Origin of the sequence: Meiothermus sp. (assembly GCF_025056915.1) — a bacterium.
GTDB lineage: Bacteria > Deinococcota > Deinococci > Deinococcales > Thermaceae > Meiothermus.
On record NZ_JANWVH010000047.1, the window covers coordinates 1 to 24240 of the forward strand.

The window sequence follows — 24240 nt, forward strand, 5'->3', positions numbered from 1 at the left end:
GCAGACAAGCATGCCTCACCTCGGTGAGGCACGTCTCTTTGTCCCTTCTCGTTTTCGTGGGCGGCCACGTCTGTGAACAGCGCGATAAGTCGCGAGCATCAAAGCCCATGCGTTCGAGCAGTCAGGCGTTGCAGCCAGGGTTTACCCTGCACCAGCGCTGCGGTAGGAACCACCTGTACGGGCACTTTGGCATCGGCCACAATGCTCTGGGCCGCTGGGCCCAGCACCGCCGGGGCCTGCTGGGGGCTGTCATGGCAGCCAATCACAATCAGGTCGGCGTGGATTTGCAGGACGGTCTGGGCCACCACCGCGCCGATGGTCTGGCTATGGGGCTCCACCAGCAGGACCGTCGGTTGGCGGCGGGCCCCCCGGACCATCTGGGCAAAGGGCTCACAGACCGAGGCCTCGCCGTCCTCGAGCACATGCACCAGGGTCACCTTACAGCCCAGCCAGCGGGAAAGATTGAGGGCGTGTCGGGCGGCGGCCAGGCTGCCCGCCCCCAGCCCCACAGGCACCAAGATGTGACGAAACACAAGCACCTCCTGTCAGCGCAAATCATCTGAGTTCAGGATGAATCCAGGGCATTACCAGGGTGTTACCGCTCGCAAGGCCCCCTCCCAGCCGCCCATTGAGCCATCGTCCGAACAGGATGCCTACTCTTCTACTCCATATGGCGGATGCAGCGGTAATGGATTTGTAACAGAATTGAGCCATGAAAAGGATGCCAGCCCGTTCAGAACAGGCCCCGCCTGCGCTCCGGGTACGCACCCTGGGCCAGGTGGAGGTTTGGGTGGCCGGACGGCCTGCCATCTGGCACGCCCACACCGCCGAGGAACTTTTCTTCTATCTGCTTTCCTACCCCGAAGGCCGCAGCAAAGGGGAAATCCTCGAGACCCTGTGGGGCCTCGACCCCGACCCTGTCGCCAACAACCGCTTCCGGGTTACGGTTTTTCGTATCCGCTCGGCGCTGAACAACCCCGAGGCCATCCAGGAAGACCACGGGCGTTACCGCCTGGCCGAGGAAATCCTGCACAGCACCGACCTCTACGATTTCTACCAGGCCCTGGCCCAGGGCCACCATGCCACCGGTGAAGCCGCTCGTCTGGAAAGCTTCCGCAGGGCCATTTCACTTTACCGGGGCGACTACCTGCCGGGTTTTTCGACCAACTGGGTTTCCCAGGCCCGCGAGGAGCACAAGGCCGCCTATGTGCAAGCGCTGCTGGAGGTGGCCCTGATTTACCACGACCGGGAGGACTGGCGGGCCACCGCCGAGTACCTCGAGCGGGCCCTCAAAGCCGACCCCTACATCGGTGAGAACTACCACCAGCGCCTGATGTGGTGTCTGGCCGCCATGGGGGATCGCTATGGGGCCATCGAGCACTACCGCCGCTTTGTGAAATTCTTGCACGAAGAGCTGGGGGATTCCCCCATGCCCGAAACCCGGGCACTCGCCGAACACATCAAGCAGGGCAACCCCATCCTGCCCTATCACGAGGTTTGGAGCCTGAACGCAAAAGCCCCGTCCAGCTTTCATCCTGAGCTACTTTCAGCGATACCCGGTTCTAAGGCTGAAAACCCACAGACCTGATCCGCACGAAAGGCCACCCCCGGAGCCATTCAGGCCATAAGCGGATGCCCCGCCGTTCTGTAATGGATAGGTAATTGGCCATTGTTTGAATCAGAGCAGGAGGCAAAGACCATCCCACCCCTGCTCCGCAAAAAGGAGGTTGCTATGTTGACCCAGGAAAGCACCCGCTATATCCGCGAGTTTGTGGCCCCGAGGGTCGCCCCGGTTTTGTCGCTGTATCTGGATGTGAACCCGGCCAACCCCAACAACCAGGGGAAGGCATATCTGCTGCGGGCGCGAGAGGCGCTGGAGGCAACGCAAACACCCCCTGAGGTGCGCAAGAAGGTGTTGGAGGCGCTAAAGCGCGAACTGCCCCAGGCCCGCAGCCGGGTTTTCTTTGCCACCGGCGGCTGGATGGAAGTCTACGATCTACAGGTGGATCTGCCCCTGGTGGAGGGCGTCGAGGCCCGCTGGGGCGAGCCCTACCTGACCCCCATCCTTTACGTGCTGGACGAGTACGATCGGGTAGGGGTGGTCTATCTCGACCGCGAGAAGTGGCGGATGTTTGAGGTGTACCTGGGAGAGATTGAAGAACTGCCCGGGGCTTTTCGGGCGGTGCCCACCCAGGAATGGAACCAGCTGACCCAGGACAGCCCTGGACGGCGCTACAGCCAGGGGGGCATCCACCGGGCCGCAGCCAACACCGACCGCTTCGAGCGTCGGCTGGATGCCTGGACCCACCGCTTCTACAAACGCCTGGCCGGCCTGCTCGAGCAGGTCATGAATGAGCGCAGCATCCAGCGGCTGGTGCTGGTCGGACAAAAAGCCGAGGCACAGGTCTTCAAGGAGCTCTTACCCAGGAGGCTGCGGGAGCAGGTGCTTGCCACCCTCCCCTCCTTGCCTACCCCTCAGGCCCCGGCAGGCGAGGTGCTGAAGCTGGTCGAGGGCGTGCTGGAGCCCCTCGAGCGCGAACGGGAAAACCGGCTCTTGGACGAGCTGGCCGAGCGGGGCGTAAGCGGGCTGGATCAGACCCTGGAGCTTTTGCAGCAAGGCGGGCTGCACCTGCTGGTAGCCCCCTGGAACCCCCAGGGCAGGGTTTACCGTGCCCCGGATGGCTGGGTGGGGGGCAGCATGGAGGGCGCCGTAGCGCACGGGGCCGGGCGCATCGAGGATGTGGAGCTCAAGCAGGTTCTACCCGAGCTGGCCGAGGCCTATGGAACCCGGCTCGAGTTCGTGCGAGGCCCTGCCGAAGAACGCCTGCACAAGGCCTTTGGGGGCCTGGCCGGGCTGCCTCGCTGGTAATGCTTTGGTAACAGCGACGCGGTAGCTTCAACCTAAGGAGGGTTCTATGTTCCGCAAAATCCTGATCGCGGTGGATGAATCATCCTGTAGCGAACGGGCCGGGCGGGTGGGTCTGGCCTTCGCTAAAAAGCTGGGCGCTCAGGTGCTCGTCACCCATGTTTTGAAGGCACCCCCTGCCTACTGGGGGCTGGTGGTTCCTTCTGAAACCATAAAGCGCCGCGCCGAAGAAATTCTGGCTCCCTGGGCGGAGCTGGGTCGGCAAATGCAGCTCGACCTCCGCACCGAACCCATGCACGACGACGATATCGCCGAGGGCATCGTCTACCTGGCGAATCGCAGCCAGTGCGACCTGATCGTGATGGGCACCCACGGGCGCGAGGGACTCGGGCGGATGCTCTTGGGCAGCGTGGCCGAGCGGGTGAGCCGGCTGGCCAAAATGCCGGTGATGCTGGTGCGCGGCGATGGGCAGGTGGAGCCCAGCACGGGCCTGTTCGAGCGCATCCTGGCCCCTGTGGATGGCAGTGAAGCAGGTCGTCCCGCTTTCGAGATGGCCGACCAGCTGGCCACCATCCTGGACGCGGAGTTGCAGATTCTGCATGTGGTGCCGCCCCTGCCGGCCCCGATGGTGGGCCCCTACGTCGGCAACATGACCGCCTTCAACTGGGAGGACACCCTCCGGGCCATGGAGGAACAGGGCGAGGCCATTGTGGAGAACGCCCGTAAGCTCGCCAAAGCACCCCGGATCAAGACGGCTTTGCTGAAGGCCCAGACCCGTCGGGAAGCCGACGTGATTGTGGACTTTGCCCGCGACAGCCGCGCCGACCTGATTGTGATGGGCACCCACGGGCGCACCGGCCTGGAACGCCTGCTGTTGGGCAGCGTGGCCGAAGGGGTAGCACACCACGCCCCGGTGCCCTTGCTGCTGGTTCGCCCCGTGCCGGCGGCATCCGATGTGAGCCAAGCTGAGGCTGAAACCGCCCATGCTTGACCCATACAACCGCTGGGTTCCGGGTGGGGTGGCGGCCCGGAACCCGGCAGGTCGGCCCAGGTTCTCGACCGGCGTGCGGCCACCACACGCCCCCGTCAAGCAAAGGAGGATGGACTATGCTGGCTCGTTTCGACCCTTGGCGTGAAATGGACACCATACGCAGGGAAATCGAGCGCTTGTTTGACGAAAACCTGTTCCGTCGTGAGTTCCCGTTCCTGGATAAAGAGGTGGCGGCCATGCCCCTCGACATCTACGAAGAGGGCAACAACATCCTGGTGAAAGCCTCGATTCCCGGCCTCAAACCCGAAGACATCAAGGTTGAGGTTCGCGGTGACGTGCTGCGGATTTACGGCGAAGCCAAAAAGGAGGAGGAGAAGAAGGAACGCAACTACCACCTGCGCGAACACCGCTACACCCGCTTTGAGCGCTCGGTGGTGTTGCCCAGCGAGGTGCTGACCGATAAGGCCGAGGCCGTGTTCGAGAACGGGGTGCTGACCCTGACCCTGCCCAAGAGCGAGGTCGCCAAGGCCAAAGCCATCCCGATCAAGACCCCGGCCAAGGTCTAGAAGTCTAGGAGGGGCGTATGTCGGCTCGAGCGATTGACCTCTTCATGGGGTTGGTGTTTGCTCTGCTGGCGGTGCTGGGTCTGTTCTTTGCCCCCGGTGGCCTGATTCTGGGCTTTATTCCCAGCACCACCGGCCTGGCGCTGGTGTATCTGATTACCGCCGTGGTGCTGCTTTATGGCTATTTCACCAACGACCGGATGGCCCACCTGGTTGCGGCGGTAATGGGTTTGGTCTATGCCGCGCTGGCCATCATCGGGTTCTTCAACAGCAGCTTCCTGGGCCTGCCCACTGGGGGCTGGAACATCGTGGTGAACCTGATGGCTGCGGTGGTGCTGATCTACGACTGGCTGGGCACCCCCAGAACCGCCGCCTGAGGGGCAAACTCGCTGTGCGAAACGGGGTGCAAACAAACTCACCCCGTTTTGCTGTTGTTATCGCGTTCCATAAACACTCCACATGCGGTGGGGAGTGTTTTACCCAGAACAGCAAAACCCGCTGTTCTGGGTATTCGTGGGAACCGCTCTACAGCGTCGCATAGGGGTCTGGTAACAAAGTAATTGGGATACCTCAAATGAACCCCATATCCCTCCTTGACCCCCCACTGTCATTCCGAGGCGCACATAGTGCGACGAGGAATCTGGTACTGCTCAGGGGTAGTGAATACAGTGGACTAAAGCGCATCAGATTCCTCACTTCGCTGCGCTGCGTTCGGAATGACACGAAATTTAAAACCAGACCACCAGGATGCAATCTTTGATTGCACCTCCCAGCAAAACGGAACGCGCGATGAGCACCGTGCAGTCGTATATTCAGTTCTTTTTGTTCAGTATTGACTAAACAAACCAAACTAGCTAAACTTGAAAAATGTCAGACCCCCTGCACCACTTCGTCGAGGAATTTGCCCTGGCCTACGAGATGGCGGGGATTCCTCGTACCGCGGGGCGTATTTTGGGCTGGCTGATGGTCTGCGACCCCCCCGAGCAGACCGCCTCGCAGCTGGTGGAGGCGCTGGGGGCCAGCAAAGCGTCCATCAGCACCATGACCCGGCTGCTGGTACAGATGCACCTGATCGAGCGGGTTCCCAAGCGGGGCTCGAGGCAGGATCACTTTCGCATCCGGCCCGGCACCTGGAGTGAGCGGGTCAAAAGCGGTCTGGCCGGCCTGAGCGTCTACAAAACCCTGGCCGACAGGGGCCTGCGGCTCCTGGAGAACGCCCCGCCCGAACGCGGCGAACGGCTGCGCGAGATGCGGGAACTTTACGCCTTCTTCGAGGAGGAATTGCAGGGGCTGTTCGAGCGCTACGAGCGCAGAAAACGCAAACGGAAGGGTTGAGCGGAGGTCAGCATGCAACAAAAAGGTTCTGGCATGGTCGCCCTGCCCCGGCTGGCCTGGCGCAACCTCTGGCGGCATCGGCGGCGCACCTTGCTGCTGGTGCTGGTGGTGGCCTACGCCACCATCACCACCATTTTGTTCTGGGGGGTGCAGGATGGCTTCACCCAGTCGGTTCAGCTTGGCAACGCCCGCTTCCTGAGCGCACCAGCCCTCATCACCACCCCGCAATACTTTGAAGACCCCGACCCCGAACAGGGCTTGCCCAGCCTGGACTTTCTGCCCCAGGTACAAGCCCAGCCCGGCGTGAATGCGGCGGCGCCCCGGCTCGAGTTTCCCGCCCTGATTCGCTCGGCCTACACCGCCGATGCGGCCAGGGCTCGGGGGGTAGACCCCGTGCTCGAGGCCAGGGTGAGCAACCTTCCCGCCGCCATTGCCACCGGTCGCATGCTGGAAAAACCGGGTGAGGTGGTGCTCGGGCACCAACTGGCCGAGCGCCTGGACGTGCGGCTGGGCGAACGGGTGGTGCTCGATACCTCGGCGCTGGCAGGCCCGCAGGCCCTGGGGTTGCAGGTGGTGGGGCTGGTGAAGTCGGGCATTGCCCCGGTAGACCGGGGCACAGTGCTGGTACACCTGCAGGATGCCCGCGTACTCACCGGATTGCAGACCGCCACCGGGGTTGCTCTGGATGTGGCCCGAGGCCAGGAAACCCGCATTGCCGAGGCCCTGCAACCGGTATTGCCCCAAAACATTCGAGCCTACGACCTGACCCAACTGCTGGGGGGGCTTTCCTCGGCGATTGGCACCAAACAGAGTTCGGTCTTCCTGATCGGGATGATTTTTTCGTTGTTTGCCGCGCTGGCCGTGACCAGCACGGTACTGGTGAGCGTGCTCGAGCGCACCCGCGAGTTTGGCATGATGGGGGCCCTCGGCATGACCCCCCCTCGGCTGGCCGCCATGGTCACGCTCGAGACGGTGCTGGCGACCAGCATCGGCTGGGGGGTGGGGCTGGGGGTGGGCTACGCCCTCAACCACTGGATGGCCACCCAGAACGTGCTGGGGCCCATTTTTGCTAGCTACGGGGCAGCCTGGGAAATCCTGGGCACCGGGGGCGAAATCTACACCGCGCAAAGCCCCCTCTACGCCCTCTATGCGGCCCTCACCATCGTGCTGGCCGCGCTTTTCTCGATTCTGATTCCGGCCCGGCGGGTGCTCTTGCTCAACCCCGCCGAGGCCATGCGGACGGATTAAACCGGAGGAGACGAATGAACGGACGATTTCTGCTGATGCTGGGCCTGCTCTGCCTGGGACTTGGCAGCGCCGCCACCGACCCCCAGGCCGTGCTCAGGGCCATTGTGGACAACCAGCGCGGGGGGAGTGTGCGGGCCACCCTGACCCTGAGCGTGACCCGCCCGGATCGGCAGACCCAGTTTGTCCTCGAGGTGGTCTCGGACGGCAACGAGCGGGCCATTACCTGGGTCAAGGCCCCACCCCGCGAGGCCGGGCAGGCTTTTTTGCGGGTGGGGGACAACCTTCAGCTTTACAACCCCACCCTGAAACGGGTGCTGCGGCTGCCCCCCAGCGGGCGCAGCGACAGTTTTCTGGGCTCCGACCTCTCCTACAGCGACCTGGCCGGGCGCGACCTCGAGCAGGACTTCACCGCCAGCGTCGGTGCGGAAACCGAGGGTAGCATCACCCTCGAGCTCACCCCCAGGCCCCAGGCCCCCACCCCTTACGGCAAACTCGTGCTACAGGCCAGCAAACCCGGCTTCGTGCCCCGCGAGGTGCTCTACTACGACCAGCGCGGCCAGGCGGTGCGAAAGATTACCTTTGCCCAGTTTGCCCAGGTGGGCGGGCGCAGCTTCCCCACCCAGACCACCGTGGAGGACTTGCTGCGTCCGGGCCACCGCACCAGCGTGGTCTACAGCAACTACCGCTTTGGCCTGGCCATCCCCGAAAGCTGCTTCACGGTACGGGCCCTCGAGGCCGGTTGCTAGCGCAATGCCGCAAAGACGCTTGAACCGTGAAATCCCATGTCGCAGGAGGCAGGCTAAAAGTATGCCCAGGGTTGGAGATCGAAAATGCGCGCAATCGGCTATGGGCGATCCGCTATCGGCAGCCTTTGGCGCTGGGCCCTGGGCAATAGTTAGCTAGACGCGAGGCACCCATGTTCAACCTCTTCAGCCTTTCCTGGCGCAACATCTGGCGACACCGTGGGCGCAGCCTGATGACAGCGGGCGCGGTGGGCCTGGCGGTGTTCTTTACGCTGATTTACCTGAGCTTTCTGGGGGCCATGGAAAACGGCATCTACAACAACCTGACCGCTTCGGTGGGCCACTTGCAGGTGCGGGTGGAAGGCTACCGCGAAAAGCGTGAGTTCCGCGACCTGCTCATCCCCAATGCAGCCCAGGTGGAAGCCCGGCTGGCCACCCAGACCCAGGCGAGCCGGGTGGTGGCCCTGGAAATTCCCGCGCTGGTGGCAGGCGAGACCCGTTCCAGGGGGGTCTTGCTGATTGGAGACCAACAACCCCCCGAACTGCGCGAACGCTTTGCAAAGCAATACCTGGCCGAAGGGCAGTTGCCGGAAGCCGGCGACCTGGAAGGCATTGCGCTGGGCGCTTCGCTGGCACGGGCCCTCAAGGTGGGGCTGGGCGACCCGGTCTATGTGTACGCGCCGGGTACTGAAGGACGGGGGGCCGGGGCCTACCGACTGATAGGGCTGCTGCGCTTTCCCGACCCTGCGGTCGAGGCCCGGAGTGCCTACCTCGCGCTGGCCGCCGCCCAGGAGCTGGCCGCGCCGGGCAGTGCGACCCGCATCGAACTGCATTTCCCCTTCACCCGCTACAGCCAGGATGCCCAGCTTGCTGCCGTGCAGCCGGCCCTGGCAGCCAGCCTGGGGCCCGGCCTGAGCCTGGAAAGCTGGCGTGAGGCCAGCCCCGCCATTGCGCAAATCTTCAATCTGCTTACGCCTCTGGTGCTCATTTTTGCCGCCATTTTTTTTGGGCTGGCGGGGCTTTTGGTGGTCAACACCATTTATTTGGGTTTGCTCGAGCACACCCGTGAACTGGGCGTGATTGTGGCCCTGGGGGCCGGCCCCGGCCAGGTTACCCGGATGGTGGTGCTGGAAAGCCTGCTCCTGTGCTCGAGCGGGGCTTTGGTGGGCGGGCTGCTGGGGCTGCTCACCATCGCGGCCCTCTCGGGGGGGTTCTCGCTCGAGGCCCTCTATGGCGAGGTAGGCGGGGCGTTTGGCCTGCCCGAAAAGGTCTACCTGAGCCTGCGGGCCTGGGACATCCCCATCACCCTGGCCTACGCCCTCCTGACCGGCCTGCTGGCCGCCTGGTGGCCGGCCCGGGTGGCGGCCCGCCTGGAACCCATCGAAGCCATGCGCTTCACGGCTTGAGCGGAGGTAGCGAATGAAGTCCGTTTTGCAGGTCAAGGAACTGACCAAGGTGTACAGGGTAGATACCGTGGAGACCCCCGCCCTCCGTGGGGTGAGCCTGGAGGTTCATTCGGGCGAATTCATCGCCTTGGCGGGCCCCTCCGGGAGCGGCAAGAGCACCCTCTTGCACCTGATGGGGGGCCTGGATAAACCCACTTCGGGCGAGGTGTGGTTGGGCGGGCAGCGCATAGATGGCTTCTCAAAGGTGCAGCTGTCCAATCTACGGCTGTGGAACGTGGGTTTTGTGTTTCAAGCCTACAACCTGATTCCGGTGCTGACCGCCCTGGAGAATGCGGCCTTCGTGCTCGAGCTGCGCGGCGAGCCCAGGGAGGTGCGCGAAACCAAAGCCCTGCAAGCGCTGGAAACCCTGGGCATGAAAGACTTTGCCCACCGCCGTCCCAATCAACTTTCGGGCGGGCAACAGCAGCGGGTGGCGGTGGCCCGCGCCCTGGCCGCCCGGCCCCAAATCATCCTGGCCGACGAGCCCACCGCCAACCTCGACTCCAAAACCGGCCTGGCCCTGATCGAGCACATGCGAACCCTTAACCGCGAACAGGGCGTCACCTTTGTCTTCAGCACCCACGACCCCAGGCTGTTGGAGCGGGTAGACCGGATTGTGCGGCTCGAGGATGGACAGATTGCGGCGTAGTTTCGTCAAGGGCCAGGAGCGTATGGCGCATCGCCCATGGTTCATTGGGCTGAGTTTGTGGCTGGTGGCGGCTTGCCTTCAACCCACCCTGGCGCAAACCCTGGAGACCCGGCTCGAGGTTCGCTTTAGCACGGGCTTAGCCATCAGCAATGCACCCCTGACCGCAAGCTGGGGCCTTGGGGCCCGCCTCGAGGCCCGCTACGACCTGAGCCCACTGCGCTTTCAACTGGTGCTCGATCCGGGGGTAAGCTTCTCCCGCTCGGTCACTCCCGACGCGGGCCTGACCGAGCTGTACGCGCTCTACCGTGAAGGCGAACTGGACGTGAGCGCGGGGCTCGAGCGCTTGCCGCTGGAAGTGGCCCGCCTCGCGCTGCCCTATAGCCTGGAGCCCGTCAGTCCGCTGGGCAACCGCCAGGGCCGCTGGGGTGGGCGGGTGAGCTGGAACCCCGAAGCCACCCGGCTGCGCCTGGCGGTGCTGGAAGCGGGGGGCCGCCTGGTTCCTGCCCTGAGCCTGCGGCGCGAGTTTGGCGAGTTTGAACTCGAGGCCCACGCCCTCTACCCCGCCCGCCCGGTGGTGGGACTGGGGGGGAGCGGTACCGTGGCGGGGCTGGTGGTGTACGGGGAGGGCTGGCTCTTGCTCAACCCCTCCGAGGCCCGCTACGCGCTGGGCCTGAGCGGTAGCCTGGGCGAGGGCTGGTGGACGCTCGAGGGAGGCTACGCAACAACCCTGCCTCTTCTGCCGGCAAGCCATTTCCTGGCGGGGCAGTGGACCCTCCCCCTGGGGGAAGAAGCCCGTTGGAACCTGAGCACCTACCTGCTGTTGGAGCATCCCTTGCGGGTTCAGCTCAGCAGCGGTTACATCTACCTTCAACCCAACTACGAGTTGAACGCAACCCTGAATGCTTGGTTCACCTACGAACGTGCTGTACTCAACTGCGTTCTCTGGCTACGCGCTTTCCCTTGAGTGAGCATTCTACCGCCTGAATACGAGGGCTTCACCCATGTTGCCCCACGCAACCAATCACCCTCGCTGTGCCGCCCAACGCTATCTTGGGCAATGCCCCAAGACACTTGGTACGTTTGGTATTCTGTATGTCTTATGCGCTCGATTTACGTTACCCTGATGCGCCACGGGCGCTCTCTGGCCGACGACCAGAAGGTACACGAGGGTCGCTACGACGCTCCCCTCACCGATGTGGGCCTGGCCCAGGCCAGGGCCCGCCTGGCCGAGTTCCGCACCCAAAACCTTCGCTTCGACCGGGTCGTCTCGAGCCCCCTGCAAAGGGCCCGCTCGGTGGCCGAGGTGATGAGCGAGGGGCTAGGGGTGCCGCTGGAGCTCGAGGCCCTCTGGATGGAGCAAGACAACGGTCATATGGCTGGGCTATCGTACGAGGAAGGCGAGCGACGTTTTCCCAAGCCCACTTTTCGCAACCCCTATGAAAGGCCCTTTGGGGGCAGCGGCGAGAGCGAGTGGGAACTCTATAGCCGGGCCGCCCGCGCCGTGCAGGGTCTGGTCAGCCGGGGCGCGGGGTCATACCTGGTGGTCGCCCACGGGGGTGTGTTGAACGCCGCGCTCCGGGTCATCATGGGGGTTCCCCCTGCGGCCAACGAGCAGGGCATATGGTTTGCCTACGCGGATTTGGGCTACGCCATGCTGGAGTACCGCCCCGAGCAACACACCTGGCGCCTGAACAGGTTCGAGGCGGGCTTCCCAGCTTGAGGCCCTCCCCTATCGCACCCGCTCGAGGTACCGCCAACCCAGCCCAGGCAGCTCCACCTGCGCCTGGTAGGCGCGGCCCTCCACCGCATCGCGCCACTGGCCCGCAGGCAACCGCAGGTTGACCCGCTCAGTTCCGTTGTTGAAAGCCGCCAGCACCTCGCCCACCCCCGGCTCGCCCCGCAGGAAGGCCAGCAATGAGCCTTCGCCCTGGTAGGTGCGGAAGAGCGGGCTTCGGAACGCTTTGAGCTGGCCCTTCAGGCGGCCCAGCAACCGGTAGTGCTCCAGCACATCGGCCCGGCACTTGTCCCACTGAAGCGGATAACGGTACAGCTCGTTGACCGGCCACTGCCCCCGCTCGCCGGTAAAACCGCACTCCTCGCCCTGGAAAAATACCGAGGCCCCCGGCAGGGCATACAGAATGGCCGAGGCCAGCCGCAGCCGGGCCAGGGCCTCCGGCGAAGGGGACTCGCGCCACCCCCCGCCCCCCAGGTCGGTCAGCACCCGCGGGGTGTCGTGCGAGCCAATCAGGTTGAAGCCCATGGCCGCAACGGCTTCGGGGTAGGTCGCATAGACCCGCGCCAGCTCGGAGAGCACCCGCCGCCCACTCTGCAAAGGGCCGCCCCGCGCAAAGCCCAGCGCGCCCCCCAAAGCCGGGGGCGACCCCCCCCGCCCCACGGTGTAGTTCATCAGCGAGTCGAACTGGTCGCCTTGCAGGTACTGGGGGCGCAAATCCCAGACCTCGCCCACCAGGTACACCTCGGGCTTCAGGGCCTTGAGGGCGGCCCGCCATTTCTGCACGAACTCGGGGGCAATCTCGTTGGCCACGTCCACCCGAATGCCGTCGAAGCCGAAGTTGAGCCAGTAGCGGGAGACCCGGATCAGGTAATCCTGCACCTCGGGGTTGGCGGTGTTGAGCTTGGGCAGGCTGCCCAGGTCGGCCCAGCCCACATAGGCCCGCCCATCCCCAGGGGTGAAGGGCCAGGCTCGGATGAAGTACCAGTTCCAGTAACGGGAGTCGGGGCCTTTTATGACCACATCCTGAAAGGCCCAGTGCCCCAGGCCGGTGTGGTTGGGCACGAAGTCGAAGATGACCTTGATGCCCTGCCGCCTGGCCTCGGCCAGCACCCGCCGTAGAAGGGCATTGTCACCCAGCCGGGGGGCCACCCGCACGTAGTCGTGGGTGTCGTAGCCGTGGGCCGAGCCGGAGTCGAACAGGGGGTTGAAGTAAATCAGGTTCACCCCCAGCGCCCGCAGGTGCGGCAGGCGCTGCAAGACCCCGGCCAGGTCGCCACCGTAGTACTGCTGGCAGCAGTGGTAATCGCCCGGCGGGTCGCTCCAGCGCGAGAGGTAGGGCAGCCGGCCCGTCCAGGTCTGGTCGAAGCGGGCCTGGCTGGTTTCCAGGGCCCGGCGGTCGTTGCGGGGGTCGCCGTTCCAGAAGCGGTCGGGGAAAATCTGGTAGCCCACCCGCCCGGCCACCCAGTCCACCGCACGAAAGGGCCGGGCCGGGGTCTGGTAGGGGCCGAAGGTCTGCTCCTGGCCGTCTTTATCGAGAATCTGAATCCGATAGGCTTTGACCGTGAGCGGCAGCGCAGCCCGCCACACCTCCCCGTCCGGTGCGGTGAGTTGCGGGGCCATGGGGTAGGGCCGGTCGGCCAGCAGCACCGCCCGCTGGATGCTGCCTTCGGGCACCTGGAAGCGCACGGAAAGGCGGCCTGCCGCCTGCGAGACGAACTGCGGCCGGTTGGGGTCATGCACAAAAGCCAGCCCGCCGGTATCGGGCGTATGGTCGGCAGCCCGGCCCACCTCGCGCAGGGCGTTCTGGCCCCCCTGGCCATCGTCCTCGCAGCGTTCGGCCTCGAGGTCAACCTGCGGGGTGCCAAAGGTCTCGTCCTCGCACATGTTGCGGGGCCACTGGCCGTTGATGAAGAACTTGTACTGCACCAGGCCGGGCGGCAGCTCCACCACCACCTGCCAGACCCCCTCCTCGGTTTTCTGCATGGGCAGCTCGGCCCAGTTGTTGAAGCTCCCGCGCAGGCTCACCGAGCGCACCTCGAGGCCCACCGGAGGGTCGTAGGTAAAGGTGACGGCAATTTTCTGCTGGGCCCACGAAAAGCCTGGCAGAAGCAGCACCAATACAATCCATTGCTTCAGTCCACGCACCTGCCACCTCCAGTCCGCTCCCTCGAGCGCCAAACTCATCTCAGCCTACAACCCGGCTCCAGGAGGGAGGCAAGCAGCGGTTCAGGTCGAGCGCGGGGTCTCAAGAACAGGGCTGGATTGCGGCCTCAAAACCATCCAGACCACCCCCAAAAGCACCAGCCCCGCCCCCAGATACCCCAGCAGGCTGAAGCGCTCGCCCCACCATAGCCAGGCCGCCAGGGCCGCCACCACCGGCTCTACGGTGGCCACCACCGAAGCGCGGGTGGCCTCTAAGCGCCTGAGCCCGGCAAAGTAGAGCGTGACCGCAAAAAAGGTGGAGGCCAGGGTCAAAAAGGCAATGGCCGTCCAGGCTTCGGCGTTTTTGGGCGCAAAGTTCACAAAAGGCCAGAGCCCCAGGGCCCCCACCGGCAGTGCATACAAAAACACCGTAGGGGTGCTGTATTTGTTCAGGTAGAGCTTGCCAAACAGGTAGTAGGTGGCATAGGTCAGGGCCGACAGAAGCCCCCAGAACAGGGCCGCCAGGCTAACCCTGACCCCACCCCCTTGCAAACTGACCAGCGTTACGCCCAGCAGGGTCAGGCCCACCGCAAAGAGCTTGTGGGCGTCCATCGGCTCGCGCAAAAAGAGCCACGACAACAGCGCCACAATGGCCGGAGCGGTGTACAGCAGCACCGAGGCCAGCGCCGCTCCCCCGCTCTCAATGGCCAGCTGGTAGGCCCCGTAAAAGAGGGAAATCCCCACCAGGCCAAAGCCCAGCACCGCCCATCGGTCGGCGCGCTCGAGGCGCACTTTTTGAATCCAGACGGCCTGCGCACCAAACAACACCGCCCCCAGAGCAGCCCGCCAGAAGGCCACCTCGAGGGGGCTCACCCCCTGCTCGAAGGCCCACTTGGACACCACGCCCAGAAGGCCCCACAAACACGCTGCGGCCAGAACGAAGAGGTAGCCCGCCAACGTTTTACTCCACGGCTTGGTGATTTCGGCGAGCCATCATGCTCCAGACCAGGCCCACCCCCAGCAAAAACCCCGAGCCAAACACCACCAGGTAGGTAATCCAGAGGCGGGGGTTCACATTGTAAAAATCGCGGCTGCGATTGGCAGTCAAGGCAATCAGGTAGTCCCGGATGGTGATGAAATTCATGATGGAAAGAACAATGGCTGCAATCAAAAGAACCAGACCCAGGATGAGGGAGATACGCCCCAAAACGCTCATGTCTTCAGTGTACTGGATTTGGGGGCCGGTTTGATATTGCTATACTGGGAGGGTGATCGAGACCCCCCAACCCCAACTGCGCGACGAACTGGTGTTCGACCTGATCCGCCAGGAAGAAGAGCGGCAGCGCAACGGCCTCGAGCTCATCGCTTCGGAAAATTTCACTTCAGCCGCCGTGCGTGAGGCGGTGGGTAGCATTCTGACCAACAAATACGCCGAGGGCTACCCCGGCAAGCGCTGGTACGGCGGCTGCGAGGTGGTGGATCAGATTGAGAGCCTGGCCATCGAGCGGGCCAAGCAGCTGTTTGGCGCGGCCTGGGCCAACGTGCAGCCCCACTCGGGCTCGAGCGCCAACATCGCGGTGTATGCGGCCCTGCTCAAACCCGGCGACACCGTGCTGGGCATGGATTTGTCACATGGGGGCCACCTCACCCACGGCTCGCCGGTCAACTTTTCCGGCCTCAACTACAAGTTCTTCGGCTACAAGGTGCGCCAGGAAGACGAGCTGCTGCACATGGAAGATGTGCGGGCCCTGGCGCTGGAGCACCGGCCCAAAATGATTGTCTGCGGGGCCAGCGCCTACAGCCGCATCCTCGACTTCAAGGCCTTCCGCGAGATTGCCGACGAAGTAGGGGCCTACCTGATGGCCGACATCGCCCACATCGCGGGGCTGGTGGCCGCCGGTCTGCACCCCTCGCCCCTGCCCTATGCCCACGTGGTCACCTCCACCACCCACAAGACCCTGCGGGGGCCTCGTTCGGGCATCATCCTCTCGAACGACCTCGAGATAGCCGCTATTCTGGACCGCTCCATCTTCCCCGGAACCCAGGGCGGCCCCCTGGAGCACGTGATTGCGGGCAAGGCCGTGGCCTTCTGGGAGGCACTGCAACCCTCCTTCAAAACCTACTCGGCCCAGATCATCAAAAACGCCCAGGCCCTGGCCGCCGAGTTTCAAAAACGGGGCTACCGGGTGGTCTCGGGCGGCACCGACAACCACCTGTTCGTGCTGGACCTGAGGCCCCAGGGCTTGAACGGCACCAAGGCCACCAAGCTGCTGGACGCCGTTCACATCACCATCTCCAAAAGCACCCTGCCCTACGACACCGAAAAAATCATCCACGGCGGGGGCATCCGCATTGGCACCCCGGCCATCACCACCCGGGGCATGACCGAAGCCCACATGCCCAAGATTGCCGAGCTGATTGACCGCGCCCTCAAAGGCGAAGACCCCCTGGCCCTGAAGGCCGAGGTCAGGGCCTTTGCCTCGCAGTTCCCCCTGCCGTAAAGCGTTGCGTTACAGGCCTGTAGACCCTGTTGGGGGTATTTTCTCTCGCCGGGTCAAGACTCATAATCAAAGTTCAAGCGGCCCCCGTCTTGTGGGGCCCAAGTTCTTTGCCTCACCCGGGAACCTATGCCTGAAGAAACCCCCATGGAGATGCGTGCCCGCCTCGAGCGCGAGGCCCGGGCTGCAAGTGAACAGCTCAGGGCCCGGCAAAAAGCCCGCCTCGAGTCGCTGCTGGTGTTCGGGGTGGTGCTGGTGCTATTTGTGGGGGTCGCCCTGGCGTTTCTCTTCCCCCGCTACGAGGCCATCCAGACCTGCCATCGCAGCGTGCAGGCGGCCCTGGGGCCAGGGATCATAGCCTTGTTTCCTGGCTTCTGGCACGACCTACGTACACTCAAGTCCGAGAACGGCACACATAGCCTCGTTTCGTTCGTAGACACCCCCGACCGCCGCGGAACCAGTATCCGACGGCAGTATCGCTGCACTTTCCGCTACGGCGTCCCCAACTCCTTTAGCATCAACTTTCAATGAAAACCGTACTCAAAAGCCTGGTTCCCTTGCTCGCCATGCACCTGGGCGTTAAAGGAGATGATTACCCGGTCGCGTTCGCCATCGTAGGGCATGGCTTTGTGTAGCAGCCAGCTGGGAAACACCACCAGCACCCCTTCCTCAGGGGTTACATCGAAGGTGGACTGCTGCATATAGGCGTTGCCCAGGTCCATGTGGGCGCCCCCCAGCAGGCTCAGATGTTGGGCATAAAACCGGGTGATGCCGTTGAGCGCACCCAGAACCGGATGCTGCCGCCGCTGCTCGGCGGGGTCGAGCTGCACATAGTACACCCCCGACCAGGAACAGTTGCCGTGGTTGTGGATGTCGTGGAAGCCAAAGCGGTTTTGAATCTGGAACCAGGCCCCCACCACCCGCATCTGCAGATTTCGAACCCCAATCTGTTGCCAGATGGAACCGTTCATGGCGCTGGCAGCCTCAAACACCGCATTGGAGATAAAACCAAACAGGGCCTGGAGCGCCGGGCTCTGGTAGCGCTGTAAGATATCATCCGAGCTGCTATACACCGTGCCCTTCAATCCTCCTTTGGCCTGCACCTCGGCATAAAACAACCGGAGCAGTTCGGCGTTGACTTCCTTCGCTTGGTCGAACTTACGCACCAACAGGGGGGTGGGCCACAAGAGCTGCACGGCGGATGGGTTCATGTCCTCTACACTACCCTCTAGCTGTTCAAATAGATGATGTACAGGCCCACGGTGAGCAACAGTTGCGTCCCCCAAGCCCAACCCGCCCAGACTAAGCGTCCGCGCCACACCCCCCACCATCCCCACAGCATCAGCCCCAACAACGCCAGATGAAAGGCGTTCAGCAAACCTTGCCCCAGGGAAAAAAAGAACGCCGAAGTGTAAACCAACAAACCGGTCATCAACAGCAAACCCAGCGTGATAGCGAGTTTGGTTAGCACGTTACAAGTCTATGCGAACCGGGTGCTTGTCACGAAACCCCCTTCCAAAGGAAATAGGCGCATAACAAAATCCAGTGGTCACCCCAGACCAAGCCCAGAAACATACGCCGTGGCGAGAAGACCAGAAGCCCACGAAGCAATCCAGAACGGCACTCCACCGCAACCAATTCCAGGATTTCCTCAAACGACCTGCCTCGATTCACATTTGAAGGCGCCTCCACTTCCCGAGGCCCCGGTGCGTCTCAATTTGGCGATTGGCCCGGCTGGGTTTAGAGTGCATCAATGCAGCGTAAACCCCTCACCGCGATCACAGCCGCCCACATCTCGGTCGACATGCAAACCGGCTCACTGGCCGTGCTGCTGCCTTTCCTGCTGACCTCCTTTAATCTCAACTATGCCGCTGCTGCCGCTATCATTACCGCCAACAACATCGTCATCGCCATTGCCCAACCCCTTTTTGGCACCCTGGGCGACCGCAAAAGTTTCAAGTGGATGGTCTGGGTGGGGTGTCTACTGACGGGGGTGATGATGGTCACGGTGCTGTGGTGGCCTGGTTACTGGCTGGTGGTTGCCGCCGTGTTGCTTTCGGGGCTGGGTTCCGCCATGTTCCACCCCGAGGCCCTCAGTCGGGTGCGGGCGGTGAGTGGACAGCAGGCAGCCAGCGGCACTTCATTCTTTTTCTCCGGGGGCAATATTGGCTTTGCGCTGGGGCCCATTGTGGCCACCTTGCTGATTGAGCAGTGGGGCCGGCTGGGCGGCTTGCTGATGCTTGTGCCCACTGCCGTTGGGCTTTGGTTGTTGGGGAGTCAGTGGAAACTCATCTCGCAAGACAGTGCAAAAAAGACCCGCCCCACCGGCCAGACTGGGAAAATTGCCATAGGACTGGTTGTCTTTCTGATTGGCCTGATTACCTTGCGCAGCACCATTCAGGGGGGCCTGCAAACCTTTATCCCGCTCTACTTTCAAAGCCTGGGCGACTCCAAAGAACACGCCGCTTTTCTGGTCACCATCGTGGCCATTTTTGGCGCCGTCGGAACCCTGACCGGCGGGGTGCTGGCCGATCGCTACGGGCGCAAGCGGGTGATGGGGCTTTCAGCGCTGGCTTCGCTGGGGTTGCTGTATGGATTTTTACACACTTCGGGCCTCTTGCAGATGGTTTTTTTGGCCGCTGCCGGTGTCTGCATCAGCATGGCCTGGCCCGTCATCGTGGTGATGATTCAGGAAGCCATGCCGGGCCATGTGGGGCTGGCTTCCGGGCTTTCGCTCGGCACCTCGTATGGTGCTACTGGACTGGGCGTGGCCGCATTGGGCAATTTCGCAGACGGTTTCGGGCTAGTCGCTACCATGACCCTGATCACGCTGCTGCCCATCCTGGTGGTGCTGATGACCCTGTTTGTGCCGGAGCGAACCGGCAACATGCAGGCGTCCTGATTGGGCGTCGCAGGGAAACACTTTTTACACGTCTCGCACATTGCGAGTGAGTCCCACAGGAAAAGCCGTTGCGGCTCTCGGGAATGTTTTGCGACCAGCCTGTTTTATATTTTTATTCACACACCTCACAATTTCCGAATAACTATCGGCTTCTGCAGATCCTATTCCGGATATAAATGAATAATTTTCGGCATAAACACGAAGGGGTACACAAGCAGCAGCGGGCGGGATACACTCGAGGTCGGACTATCGGAGGAAGCCTATGATACAAGCCCCTTCCAAAAACCAAGCCCTGATTGAGCGCCGCCACCGGATTATTCCCAGGGGCGTTTCGCAAGTTCACCCCCTGGTGGTGCAAAAAGCCGAGGGCGGCAAAATCTGGGACGTGGACGGCAAGGAGTACCTGGACTGGTTTGGCGGCATCGGGGTGCAAAACGTGGGGCACAACCACCCTAAGGTGGTCGCGGCGGTCGAGAAGCAGCTGCACCAGTACCTGCACACCTGCTTTCCTGGGGTGGCCTATGAACCCTACATCGAGCTGGCCGAGCGGCTGACGGCCACCGCGCCCATCCAGGGCGAGAAAAAAGCCTTCTTCCTCAATACCGGGGTGGAAGCCACCGAAAACGCCATCAAAATCGCCCGCGCCTACACCAACCGGCCCGGCGTGATTGCCTTCCGGGGCAGCTTCCACGGGCGTACCCTGATGGGCATGACCCTCACCGGCAAGTCCAACCCCTACCGTCAGAACTTTGGCCCCTTCGCCCCCGAGGTCTACCACGCCCCCTACCCCAGCGAGTACCACAGCATTGACACCCGCAAGGCCCTGGACGGCCTGCACGAGGTCTTCGACACGCAAATCTCGCCCGAGCGGGTCGCCGCCGTGATCATCGAGCCGCAGCTTGGCGAGGGGGGCTTTATACCGGCGCCCAAGCCCTTCCTGAAAGCCCTGCGCAGCCTTACCCAGAAGCACGGCATTGTGTTCATTGACGACGAGGTGCAGACCGGCATTGGCCGCACTGGCCGGTTCTGGGCCATCGAGCACGCCGAGGTGGAGCCTGACCTGATCTGCTTCGCCAAGAGCATCGGCGGGGGGCTGCCCATTGGCGGGGTGCTGGGCAAGGCCGAGATGATGGATGCGCCCACAGTGGGCGGCCTGGGCAGCACTTTCGGCGGCAACCCCCTGGCCTGCGCGGCGGCTTTGGCGGTGCTGGACATCTTCGAGCAGGAAAACCTGCTGGAAAAAGCCCAGCGGCTCGGGGAGGTGCTGCACCAGGGCTTCCGCAAGATTCAGGCCCGCTTCCCCCAGACCGTGGGGGACGTGCGCGGCCTGGGGCCCATGATTGCCATGGAGCTGGTCAAAGACGCCACCACCAAAAGCCCCGACGCCCAACTCACCCAGCGCCTGCTGGAAATCGCCCGCGAGCGGGGGCTTTTGCTCTTCAAGGCCGGGATGCACTCGAACGTGATCCGCTGCCTGGTGCCTCTGGTGGTGGGCGAGGAAGAAGCCCAGCGGGGCCTGGAGATTCTGGAAGCGAGCCTCGAGCAAGCCCTGGGCGAGGCCTGGTAAGCCGAGCTTCCCTCAACGGCAGAAGGCCGGGCAAACCGGCTCCCCGGCTGCGCCCGGAACCGGTAGGGTAGCCCCGCTGGCTGGCGTGGCTCTTTGGCCATCGGTTGCAGGCGCTTCAGGGGCCCTCTGGTACCCTGGTCAAACCCCAGGGGCTTTTGGTAATCTGGGGCGCAATCATGACCGCGGTAGCCAGGCCCCCGGCCACGGGGAAGAGCCTCTCCATAGAAAACGTAGTCAAGCGCTTCGGCGATTTCACCGCCCTGGGAGGGGTGAGCCTCGAGGTGCCCTCCGGCGAGTTTTTGACCCTGCTGGGCCCATCGGGCTGCGGCAAGACCACCCTGCTGCGGATTATTGCGGGCCTCGAGGTGCCCACCGAGGGCCGGGTGGTGCTTTTGGGCCAGGACCTCACCCCCCTCCCGGCCAACCGGCGCCCGGTCAACACGGTTTTTCAGAGCTACGCCCTTTTTCCTCACCTTACGGTTCGGGAAAACATCGCCTTTGGGCTCAAGAGCCGCCGCATGGATAAACAGGAGGTGGAGCGGCGGGTCAGGTACGGGCTCGAGATTTTGCAGCTCGAAAAGTTCGCAGAGCGTCTCCCCCACCAGCTTTCGGGCGGGCAGCGGCAGCGGGTGGCGCTGGCCAGGGCCTTGGTCAACGAGCCGCAGGTGCTGCTTCTAGACGAGCCCATGAGCGCCCTGGACGCCAAGCTGCGGGCCGAGGTGCAGGTGCAGCTACGGCGCTTGCAGCAGCAACTGGGCCTCACCTTTATCCTGGTCACGCACGACCAGGACGAGGCCATGGCGGTCTCGGACCGCATCGCCCTGATGCGGATGGGCCACCTCGAGCAGGTCGGCACCCCCGACGAGGTCTACGAGCGGCCCCGCACCCGCTACGCCGCCGAGTTTCTGGGGGCCGCCAACCTGATTAAGGGCCAGCGGCATCCCATGGGTTTCGAGGCCCCCTTTGGCAAGCTGGCCCTGAACCGCACCCCCCCCTGGGACGAGGGCTATGTGGCCATCCGTCCCGAGCGGGTGCGGCTTTCGGAGGTTGAGCCGCGGCAGAACGGCCTGCGGGTGCGGGTGCGCGAGGCCGTCTACCGGGGGGCGTATCAGGAGGTCTGGCTCGAGCCCTGCGACCTGCGCGTCCGCACCGCCCCCCACCCCACCCTCCAGGCCGGGCAGGAGCTCTGGGCCGAACTGCCGGTAGATTCGCTGGTGGTGCTGGATGAATAGGCTCATGGTCTGGTTTGGCGAGCTCACCACCCCGGCCCAACTCTACCGGCGGGGCTTATGGTTCTTGTTGCCGGCGGTGGTCTGGATTCTGGGGCTGCTGGTGATTCCGGGGCTGTCGCTGGTAGCCCTCTCCTTCGCCGAGCGGGGGCAGTACGGCGAGGTGGTCTGGAACTTCACCCTGGAAAACTACGCCCGCCTGCTGGGCTTTGGGCTTTTTGGCTGGAGCCCCGACACCGTGCTGATTCTCTTGCGGAGCCTGTGGGTGGCTTTTGTAACCACCCTCATCTGTGTGCTCCTGGCTTACCCGCTGGCCTTCTTCATTGCCAGCAGGCCGCCGCGCACCCGCTACCTCTGGCTGGCGCTGGTCATCATTCCCTTCTGGACCAACCTGGTCATCCGCACCTACGCCTGGCAGATGCTGCTGGCGCCCGACTTTCCCTTCGCCAAGCTGGCCCAGACCCTGGGCCTTTTGGCCCCGGACGCGGGCCTCTACCCGAGCCCCCTGGCGGTTTATATCGGCATGATTACGGCGTTTCTGCCGTTTGTGGTGATGCCGTTGTTCTCTTCGGTCGAAAGGCTCGACTGGAGTCTGGTGGAAGCCGCCCAGGACCTCTACGCCAGCCGCGTCCGCACCTTCTTCCAGGCCGTCTGGCCCCAGACCCTGCCGGGCCTCACGGTGGGCGTCATTCTGACCTTTATTCCGGCCATGGGCATGTTCGTTGTTCCCGACCTGCTGGGCGGGGCCAAGTATCTGCTGGTGGGCAACCTGATTCAGCAGCAGTTCTACGCCAGCCGCGACTGGCCCTACGGGGCCGCGGTCAGCCTGGGCCTGATGGTCATGACCCTCGTGGGGCTGGCCCTCTACCGCCGCCGGGGGAAGGATGTGGATCTGGTATGAAGCGGGCCGATAGCCGATGGCCTAAAGTCCATAGTCAAAAAGCCATAGACCATCAACTATCGGCTATAGACAGGAGGGGTTCATGCGCCTGAACCCCCTGATCGGCATCACGGCCATCGCCACCCTGGCCTTTTTGTACCTGCCCATGCTGGCGGTGGCGGTGCTCTCCTTCAACAAGACCCGCTACGGCCTCACCTGGTCGGGGTTTACCTGGGACTGGTACGGGCGGCTTTTCAGTAACCCCGAGATCCTCGAGGCCGCCCGCAACACCTTCCTGCTGGCGGCCCTTTCCACCCTGGTCGCCACCGTGCTGGGCACGCTTTTTGCCATCGCCCTGGAGCGCTACCCCTGGCCCCGCAAAAGCCAGGGCTTTCTGGAAAACATCCTCTACCTGCCGGTGGTCACACCCGACATCATCTTTGCGGTGGCCCTGGTGGTGGCCTTTGGCGCATTCCGGATGGTCTCGAGCCTCTTCGAGCCGGGCCTCTTCACCATGATTCTGGGCCACGTGACCTTCCAGATTGCCTTTGTAGCCCTCACCGTGCGCAGCCGCCTCAAGAGCTTAGGCCACGACCTCGACGAGGCCGCCCGCGACCTCTACGCCAGCTACGGCTACTATGTGCGCCGGGTACTGCTGCCCCTCTTGATGCCCGGCATCGTAGCCGGGGCCATGCTGGCCTTCACCCTCTCGCTCGACGACTTCGTAATCAGCTTCTTCACCGCCGGCCCCACCTCCCAAACGCTGCCCCTGCTCATCTACGCCTCGGTGCGGCGGGGCGTCACCCCCGAGATTCACGCCCTTTCCACCCTGATTTTTCTGCTGACGGTGCTGCTGGTGCTGGCCTCCGAACGCCTGACCCGGCGGTGAGCCACCTGGAGCAAGGCCTGGCTCTTGCGGTAAACTGCTCGCACCCTGGAGGGAAGCATGAAACACCTACTGGCCCTACTCGGCTTCCTGGCCTTGCCCCTGGCCCTGGCCCAGCCCCGCGAGATGCGGCTTTTCATCTGGTCGGAGTACATGGACCCGGCCATCATCAAAGCCTTCGAGCAAAAGTTCAACCTGCGGGTGCGCATCGACCTCTACGAGTCCAACGAGGACATGCTGGCCAAGCTCCAGGCCGGGGGGGTCTCGCAGTACGACGTGATTGTGCCGGGCGACTACATCATCCCCACCCTGATCCAGCTCAAGCTGGTGCAGCCGCTGGACCAGAGCAAAATTCCCAACCTGAAGAACCACGACCCCAAGTTTGCCAACCCCCCATTCGACCCCGGCAACCGCTACAGCGTGGCCTACCAGTGGGGCATGTCGGGCATCATGTACCGCAAAGACCGGGTGCCCACCCCCACCAGCTGGAGCGTGATTCTGGGGCCGGGGGCCGACAAGCCCTTCGTGCTGATGGACTCCATCCGCGAGATGATGGGGGCG

The 24240-nt window shown here is 63.6% G+C and carries 26 protein-coding genes; 20 read left to right on the forward strand and 6 right to left on the reverse strand.

Annotated features, from left to right (window positions below; translation table 11 throughout):
• Positions 1-98 precede the first annotated feature (98 nt).
• Positions 99-533, reverse strand: coding sequence for a universal stress protein (locus tag NZN28_RS08785; protein WP_295397320.1), 435 nt, complete (start codon positions 531-533; stop codon positions 99-101).
• 179 nt (positions 534-712) lie between these two features.
• On the opposite strand from NZN28_RS08785, the gene NZN28_RS08790 reads away from it, so the two are divergent.
• From NZN28_RS08790 to NZN28_RS08845, 12 genes are all read left to right on the forward strand, one after another.
• Positions 713-1588 carry a BTAD domain-containing putative transcriptional regulator gene (locus NZN28_RS08790; protein ID WP_295397321.1) on the forward strand — a complete coding sequence of 292 codons (876 nt, stop codon included), beginning with the start codon at positions 713-715 and terminating at the stop codon, positions 1586-1588.
• Positions 1589-1732: 144 nt separating this feature from the next.
• Positions 1733-2869: a VLRF1 family aeRF1-type release factor gene (locus NZN28_RS08795; protein ID WP_295397323.1), complete on the forward strand. Its 1137-nt coding sequence runs from the start codon at positions 1733-1735 to the stop codon at positions 2867-2869.
• 46 nt (positions 2870-2915) lie between these two features.
• Positions 2916-3857, forward strand: a complete 942-nt coding sequence (locus NZN28_RS08800; RefSeq protein ID WP_295397324.1) for a universal stress protein — start codon at positions 2916-2918, stop codon at positions 3855-3857.
• Between the two features lie 116 nt (positions 3858-3973).
• Positions 3974-4423: an Hsp20/alpha crystallin family protein gene (locus NZN28_RS08805; protein WP_295397341.1), complete on the forward strand. Its 450-nt coding sequence runs from the start codon at positions 3974-3976 to the stop codon at positions 4421-4423.
• A 17-nt stretch (positions 4424-4440) separates the two neighbouring features.
• Positions 4441-4797 (forward strand): hypothetical protein, encoded by a 357-nt coding sequence (locus NZN28_RS08810; protein WP_295397343.1) that lies wholly within the window; start codon positions 4441-4443, stop codon positions 4795-4797.
• A gap of 490 nt (positions 4798-5287) precedes the next feature.
• The gene (locus NZN28_RS08815; RefSeq protein ID WP_295397345.1) at positions 5288-5755 is read left to right on the forward strand and encodes a MarR family transcriptional regulator; all 468 of its coding nucleotides are present in this window, start codon (positions 5288-5290) and stop codon (positions 5753-5755) included.
• A gap of 12 nt (positions 5756-5767) precedes the next feature.
• On the forward strand, positions 5768-7003 hold the full coding sequence (locus NZN28_RS08820) for an FtsX-like permease family protein (RefSeq protein ID WP_295397347.1): 1236 nt from the start codon (positions 5768-5770) through the stop codon (positions 7001-7003).
• Between the two features lie 14 nt (positions 7004-7017).
• Entirely contained in the window at positions 7018-7749 is a 732-nt protein-coding gene (locus NZN28_RS08825) for an outer membrane lipoprotein-sorting protein (RefSeq protein WP_295397349.1), read from the forward strand.
• A gap of 170 nt (positions 7750-7919) precedes the next feature.
• The gene (locus NZN28_RS08830) at positions 7920-9152 is read left to right on the forward strand and encodes an FtsX-like permease family protein (RefSeq protein ID WP_295397351.1); all 1233 of its coding nucleotides are present in this window, start codon (positions 7920-7922) and stop codon (positions 9150-9152) included.
• 13 nt (positions 9153-9165) lie between these two features.
• Complete coding sequence (locus tag NZN28_RS08835; RefSeq protein WP_295397353.1) at positions 9166-9840, forward strand: ABC transporter ATP-binding protein; 675 nt, start codon at positions 9166-9168, stop codon at positions 9838-9840.
• 22 nt (positions 9841-9862) lie between these two features.
• A complete protein-coding gene (locus tag NZN28_RS08840) occupies positions 9863-10804 on the forward strand; it encodes a hypothetical protein (RefSeq protein WP_295397355.1) in 942 nt (313 codons plus the stop codon).
• A gap of 135 nt (positions 10805-10939) precedes the next feature.
• Positions 10940-11560: a histidine phosphatase family protein gene (locus tag NZN28_RS08845; protein WP_295397357.1), complete on the forward strand. Its 621-nt coding sequence runs from the start codon at positions 10940-10942 to the stop codon at positions 11558-11560.
• Positions 11561-11569: 9 nt separating this feature from the next.
• Here NZN28_RS08845 and NZN28_RS08850 read toward each other — a convergent pair whose 3' ends face one another.
• From NZN28_RS08850 to NZN28_RS08860, 3 genes are all read right to left on the reverse strand, one after another.
• Positions 11570-13720: an alpha-amylase family glycosyl hydrolase gene (locus NZN28_RS08850; RefSeq protein ID WP_295397359.1), complete on the reverse strand. Its 2151-nt coding sequence runs from the start codon at positions 13718-13720 to the stop codon at positions 11570-11572.
• A gap of 81 nt (positions 13721-13801) precedes the next feature.
• Positions 13802-14674 (reverse strand): EamA family transporter, encoded by an 873-nt coding sequence (locus NZN28_RS08855; RefSeq protein WP_295397362.1) that lies wholly within the window; start codon positions 14672-14674, stop codon positions 13802-13804.
• A gap of 4 nt (positions 14675-14678) precedes the next feature.
• On the reverse strand, positions 14679-14933 hold the full coding sequence (locus NZN28_RS08860) for a hypothetical protein (protein ID WP_295397364.1): 255 nt from the start codon (positions 14931-14933) through the stop codon (positions 14679-14681).
• Between the two features lie 52 nt (positions 14934-14985).
• Here NZN28_RS08860 and glyA point away from each other — a divergent pair, with 52 nt between their 5' ends.
• A complete protein-coding gene (gene glyA, locus NZN28_RS08865; protein WP_295397366.1) occupies positions 14986-16218 on the forward strand; it encodes a serine hydroxymethyltransferase in 1233 nt (410 codons plus the stop codon).
• Between the two features lie 144 nt (positions 16219-16362).
• Positions 16363-16746, forward strand: a complete 384-nt coding sequence (locus NZN28_RS08870) for a hypothetical protein (protein ID WP_295397368.1) — start codon at positions 16363-16365, stop codon at positions 16744-16746.
• Here the strand turns inward: NZN28_RS08870 and NZN28_RS08875 are convergent.
• Together NZN28_RS08875 and NZN28_RS08880 are read right to left on the reverse strand one after the other, a co-directional pair.
• Positions 16740-17426, reverse strand: coding sequence for a TIGR02466 family protein (locus tag NZN28_RS08875; protein ID WP_295397370.1), 687 nt, complete (start codon positions 17424-17426; stop codon positions 16740-16742). The genes NZN28_RS08870 and NZN28_RS08875 overlap by 7 nt on opposite strands.
• Before the next feature lie 17 nt (positions 17427-17443).
• The gene (locus NZN28_RS08880) at positions 17444-17686 is read right to left on the reverse strand and encodes a hypothetical protein (RefSeq protein WP_295397373.1); all 243 of its coding nucleotides are present in this window, start codon (positions 17684-17686) and stop codon (positions 17444-17446) included.
• A 282-nt stretch (positions 17687-17968) separates the two neighbouring features.
• Between NZN28_RS08880 and NZN28_RS08885 the strand changes: the two genes are divergently transcribed.
• The 6 genes from NZN28_RS08885 to NZN28_RS08910 form a co-directional block, all read left to right on the forward strand.
• Complete coding sequence (locus NZN28_RS08885) at positions 17969-19117, forward strand: MFS transporter (RefSeq protein WP_295397375.1); 1149 nt, start codon at positions 17969-17971, stop codon at positions 19115-19117.
• Between the two features lie 262 nt (positions 19118-19379).
• Positions 19380-20684 (forward strand): 4-aminobutyrate--2-oxoglutarate transaminase, encoded by a 1305-nt coding sequence (gene gabT / locus NZN28_RS08890; RefSeq protein WP_295397378.1) that lies wholly within the window; start codon positions 19380-19382, stop codon positions 20682-20684.
• 176 nt (positions 20685-20860) lie between these two features.
• Entirely contained in the window at positions 20861-21916 is a 1056-nt protein-coding gene (locus NZN28_RS08895) for an ABC transporter ATP-binding protein (RefSeq protein ID WP_295397380.1), read from the forward strand.
• Positions 21909-22814 carry an ABC transporter permease gene (locus tag NZN28_RS08900; protein ID WP_295397382.1) on the forward strand — a complete coding sequence of 302 codons (906 nt, stop codon included), beginning with the start codon at positions 21909-21911 and terminating at the stop codon, positions 22812-22814. The genes NZN28_RS08895 and NZN28_RS08900 overlap by 8 nt, the downstream gene beginning before the upstream one ends.
• Before the next feature lie 82 nt (positions 22815-22896).
• Complete coding sequence (locus tag NZN28_RS08905) at positions 22897-23682, forward strand: ABC transporter permease (protein ID WP_295397385.1); 786 nt, start codon at positions 22897-22899, stop codon at positions 23680-23682.
• 57 nt (positions 23683-23739) lie between these two features.
• On the forward strand, positions 23740-24240 hold a 501-nt coding region (locus NZN28_RS08910), incomplete at its 3' end, for an extracellular solute-binding protein (RefSeq protein WP_295397387.1).